2 protein-coding genes and 1 pseudogene are annotated in these 3,111 nt (G+C 71.3%); 1 reads left to right on the top strand and 2 read right to left on the bottom strand.

Going from position 1 to position 3,111, the window contains the following annotated elements; all coding sequences use genetic code 11:
* Positions 1-392, top strand: a pseudogene (locus tag C1I97_RS34070) (hypothetical protein); the annotation flags it as partial.
* Positions 393-409: 17 nt separating this feature from the next.
* Here C1I97_RS34070 and C1I97_RS34075 read toward each other — a convergent pair.
* Positions 410-2,017: an AMP-binding protein gene (locus C1I97_RS34075; protein ID WP_111006860.1), complete on the bottom strand. Its 1,608-nt coding sequence runs from the start codon at positions 2,015-2,017 to the stop codon at positions 410-412.
* Positions 2,014-3,111 (bottom strand): AMP-binding protein (locus C1I97_RS34080; RefSeq protein ID WP_111006861.1); only part of this gene is annotated, 1,098 nt, incomplete at its 5' end. The genes C1I97_RS34075 and C1I97_RS34080, both read right to left, overlap by 4 nt.

The following is a 3,111-nucleotide window of genomic DNA, read 5'->3' on the forward strand; positions in this document are numbered from 1 at the left end:
GGCCGGGACGGCGCCACGGGTTCCCGGGCGTGCCCGTCCGTACCGCGCGGGATGCCGTCACCGCTGTCGTGGTGTATCTGCGATGGCTCGGCCACGAGAGGATCCGGCGGGCCGACCAGCGGCCGCCGTCCGGGATCGGGCTGGCGGCGCGGGGGCTGGTGGTCCAGGTGGATCCCTCCGCGCGGCCGGCCTCCCTGCGGGATGTGGAGTGCCTCTGGCTGAACGCGATGACCGAGTCGGCGGGGTGCGCCTACTTCTCGCTCACGGGGTACGGCGACGCCGCCCGTGCCCGCGCCGACGAGCTGCGGATCGCGCTGTTCGTGCTGGGCCGCGCGGGCACCCCGCGGCCCGTGAACGAAGCGGCCGACGCCCTGCACACCCACGGTGTGTGAGGCGCCGGCCCGCTCGCTCACGCGCCGTACTGCTCGCGGAGTTCCACCTTGCGGACCTTCCCGGAGACCGTCATCGGGAAGGACTCCAGGATCTGCACCCGGCTCGGGATCTTGTAGTGGGCCAACTGGTCCGTGCAGAAGGCCCGCAGGTCCTCCAGGCTCGGCGGGTCCGCCGCGTCCAGCGGGATGACGCAGGCCAGGACCTCCTCGCCGTACGTCTCGTGCGGTACGCCGACGACCTGGACGTCGCGGATCTTCGGGTGGCCGTAGAGGTACTCCTCGACCTCGCGCGGGTAGATGTTCTCCCCGCCGCGGATGATCATGTCCTTGATGCGGCCGACGATCTCGACGTAACCGTCCTCGCGCATCATCGCCAGGTCGCCCGTGTGCATCCAGCGGCCCGGGTCGACGGCCTCGGCGGTCTTCTCCGGCTCGTTCCAGTAGCCGAGCATCACGCTGTAGCCGCGGGTGCACAACTCGCCCGCCGTGCCGCGGGGCTGAGTCACTCCGGTGGCCGGGTCGACGATCTTCACCTCGATGTGCGGCAGCACCCGGCCGACCGTGCCGGTGCGGTGTTCGAGGTCGTCGTCCCTCCGGGTCTGCAGGGAGACCGGGGAGGTCTCGGTCATGCCGTAGCAGATGGAGACCTCCTCCATGTGCATCTCGGCGACCACCCGTTTCATCACCTCCACCGGGCAGGGCGAGCCCGCCATGATGCCGGTGCGCAGGGAGGTGAGGTCGTACGACGCGAAGCCGGGGAGGTTCAGCTCGGCGATGAACATCGTCGGCACCCCGTACAGCGAGGTGCAGCGCTCCTGCTGCACCGCCTCCAGGGTGGCCTTCGGCTCGAAGGACGGCGCCGGGACGACCATGCACGCGCCGTGCGAGGTGGCGGCGAGGTTGCCCATCACCATGCCGAAGCAGTGGTAGAAGGGCACGGGGATGCAGATGCGGTCCTGCTCGGTGTAGCCGACCGTACGGCCCACCCAGTAGCCGTTGTTGAGGATGTTGTGGTGGGAGAGCGTGGCGCCCTTGGGGAAGCCCGTCGTGCCCGAGGTGTACTGGATGTTGATGGGGTCGTCGCAGCTCAGCTCCGCCTGGGCGGCGGCGAGCCGGTCGGCCGTCACCCGCTCCCCCGCCGCCGTCAGCGCCTCCCACGACGCGTCGCCGATGTAGACCGTCTCCCGCAGGTCCGGGCAGGTGCCGCGCACCTGCTCGACCAGTGCCCGGTAGTCGCTGCTCTTGTGGGTCTGCGAGGCGACCAGCACCGAGATGCCGGCCTGTCTCAGCACGTACTCCAACTCGTGGGCGCGGTAGGCCGGGTTGATGTTCACCATGATCGCGCCGATGCGCGCGGTGGCGTACTGGACGAGCACCCACTCGGGGCAGTTGACCGCCCAGATGCCCACCCGGTCGCCCTTGGCCACGCCCTTGGCGAGCAGCCCGCGCGCCACCTCGTCGACCGCGGCGCCGAACTCGGCGTAGGTCCAGCGGCGTCCGGAGGGGACGTCGACCAGTGCCTCGCGGTCGCCGAACGCGGCGATCGCGCGGTCCAGGTTGGCGCCGATGGTGTCGCCCAGCAGCGGGGTGCCGCTGGTCCCGTGGGCGTAGGACGGTTCGCTCACCGGAAGTCCTCCTCGCGGTACTCGTTCTGCGAGCCCTGGGCCGTGGCCTCGCGGAGCTCGATCCGGCGGATCTTGCCGGAGACGGTCTTGGGCAGTTCGCCGAACTCCAGCCGGCGGACGCGCTTGTAGGGGGCGAGGGTCTCCCGGGAGTGCTCGAAGAGCACCTTCGCGGTGTCGGGTCCCGGCTCCCAGCCCTCGGCGAGGACGACGTACGCCTTCGGCACCGCCAGCCGCAGCGGGTCCGGCGCGGGCACGACGGCCGCCTCGGCCACCGCCTCGTGCTCCAGCAGGGCGCTCTCCAGCTCGAACGGGCTGATCTTGTAGTCGGAGGCCTTGAAGACGTCGTCGCTCCGTCCGATGTACGTCAGGTATCCGGCCTCGTCCCTGGAGGCCACGTCTCCCGTCCGGTAGTACCCCCCGGCCATCGCCTCCGCCGTGCGGTCCGGGTCGCCGTGGTAGCCGGTCATCAGGCCGACCGGGCGCGCGGACAGGTCGAGCGCGATCTCGCCCTCGGCCGCGCCGGGCGCGCCGGTGACGGGGTCGAGGAGTTCGACGCGGTAGCCGGGGCTGGGCCGTCCCATGGAGCCGGTCTTCAGCGGCTGGCCGGGGCTGTTGGAGACCTGCACGGCGGTCTCGGTCTGCCCGAAGCCGTCCCGGACGGTCACGCCCCAGGCCCGCCGGACCTGTTCGATGACCTCGGGGTTCAGCGGCTCGCCGGCGGCCACGGCCTCGCGGGGCGGGGTGCGCAGCTGGGCCAGGTCGGCCTGGATGAGCATGCGCCACACGGTCGGCGGGGCGCAGAAGGTGGTGACGCCGGCGCGGTCCATCTCGGCCATCAGGCGGGCCGCGTCGAAGCGGCCGTAGTTGTGGATGAAGACGGTCGCCTCGGCGTTCCACGGGGCGAACAGGTTCGACCAGGCGTGCTTGGCCCAGCCGGGCGAGGAGATGTTCAGGTGCACGTCGCCCGGCTCGAGACCGATCCAGTACATGGTGGCCAGGTGCCCGATCGGGTAGCTGCTGTGGGTGTGCTCGACCAGCTTGGGGTGGGCGGTGGTGCCCGAGGTGAAGTAGAGCATCAGCGGGTCGTCGGCGAG

This window comes from Streptomyces sp. NTH33 (genome assembly GCF_003236365.1).
Classification (GTDB): Bacteria; Actinomycetota; Actinomycetes; order Streptomycetales; family Streptomycetaceae; genus Streptomyces.